The sequence below is a fragment of the Erwinia endophytica genome, from assembly GCF_009295515.1.
Classification (GTDB): domain Bacteria; phylum Pseudomonadota; class Gammaproteobacteria; order Enterobacterales; family Enterobacteriaceae; genus Erwinia; species Erwinia endophytica.
The window spans coordinates 3,356-5,141 of sequence record NZ_RQVV01000058.1 but is presented as its reverse complement, the minus strand read 5'-3'; the positions used below and the strand labels follow the sequence as shown (position 1 = coordinate 5,141).

The window sequence follows — 1,786 nt, the reverse complement described above, 5'->3', positions numbered from 1 at the left end:
CGCACTGCTCTTTAACAATTTATCAGACAATCTGTGTGGGCACTCGCAGGATTGATATCAGCGTTTTCGGACGCACCAAGAAATATCAAGCCTTGGGAGTGAACACGTAATACATTCATTACGGGGTTTTACCCTGAGCAGCGCTTCACGAGTTGAAGCAAATCAGACTTTAAATTGAAGAGTTTGATCATGGCTCAGATTGAACGCTGGCGGCAGGCCTAACACATGCAAGTCGAACGGTAGCACAGAGAGCTTGCTCTTGGGTGACGAGTGGCGGACGGGTGAGTAATGTCTGGGAAACTGCCCGATGGAGGGGGATAACCACTGGAAACGGTGGCTAATACCGCATAATCTCGCGAGAGCAAAGTGGGGGACCTTCTGGCCTCACGCCATCGGATGTGCCCAGATGGGATTAGCTTGTTGGTGGGGTAAAGGCTCACCAAGGCGACGATCCCTAGCTGGTCTGAGAGGATGACCAGCCACACTGGAACTGAGACACGGTCCAGACTCCTACGGGAGGCAGCAGTGGGGAATATTGCACAATGGGCGCAAGCCTGATGCAGCCATGCCGCGTGTATGAAGAAGGCCTTCGGGTTGTAAAGTACTTTCAGCGGGGAGGAAGGTGATGAGGTTAATAACCGTATCAATTGACGTTACCCGCAGAAGAAGCACCGGCTAACTCCGTGCCAGCAGCCGCGGTAATACGGAGGGTGCAAGCGTTAATCGGAATTACTGGGCGTAAAGCGCACGCAGGCGGTCTGACAAGTCAGATGTGAAATCCCCGGGCTTAACCTGGGAACTGCATTTGAAACTGTCAGGCTGGAGTCTTGTAGAGGGGGGTAGAATTCCAGGTGTAGCGGTGAAATGCGTAGAGATCTGGAGGAATACCGGTGGCGAAGGCGGCCCCCTGGACAAAGACTGACGCTCAGGTGCGAAAGCGTGGGGAGCAAACAGGATTAGATACCCTGGTAGTCCACGCTGTAAACGATGTCGACTTGGAGGTTGTTCCCTTGAGGAGTGGCTTCCGGAGCTAACGCGTTAAGTCGACCGCCTGGGGAGTACGGCCGCAAGGTTAAAACTCAAATGAATTGACGGGGGCCCGCACAAGCGGTGGAGCATGTGGTTTAATTCGATGCAACGCGAAGAACCTTACCTGGCCTTGACATCCACAGAAGAATTCAGAGATGGATTTGTGCCTTCGGGAACTGTGAGACAGGTGCTGCATGGCTGTCGTCAGCTCGTGTTGTGAAATGTTGGGTTAAGTCCCGCAACGAGCGCAACCCTTATCCTTTGTTGCCAGCGATTCGGTCGGGAACTCAAAGGAGACTGCCGGTGATAAACCGGAGGAAGGTGGGGATGACGTCAAGTCATCATGGCCCTTACGGCCAGGGCTACACACGTGCTACAATGGCGCATACAAAGAGAAGCGAGCCTGCGAAGGGAAGCGGACCTCATAAAGTGCGTCGTAGTCCGGATCGGAGTCTGCAACTCGACTCCGTGAAGTCGGAATCGCTAGTAATCGTGGATCAGAATGCCACGGTGAATACGTTCCCGGGCCTTGTACACACCGCCCGTCACACCATGGGAGTGGGTTGCAAAAGAAGTAGGTAGCTTAACCTTCGGGAGGGCGCTTACCACTTTGTGATTCATGACTGGGGTGAAGTCGTAACAAGGTAACCGTAGGGGAACCTGCGGTTGGATCACCTCCTTAACAGAAAGATAGATTTCTGCGCAGTGTCCACACAGATTGTCTGATGAAAAAGTAATGAGCGTATCAGGTCCCCAT

1 rRNA gene is annotated in these 1,786 nt (G+C 53.1%); it reads left to right on the top strand.

Annotated features, from left to right (window positions below):
• Positions 1 to 171 precede the first annotated feature (171 nt).
• Positions 172 to 1,711, top strand: a 16S ribosomal RNA gene (locus EH228_RS18850).
• Positions 1,712 to 1,786 lie beyond the last annotated feature (75 nt).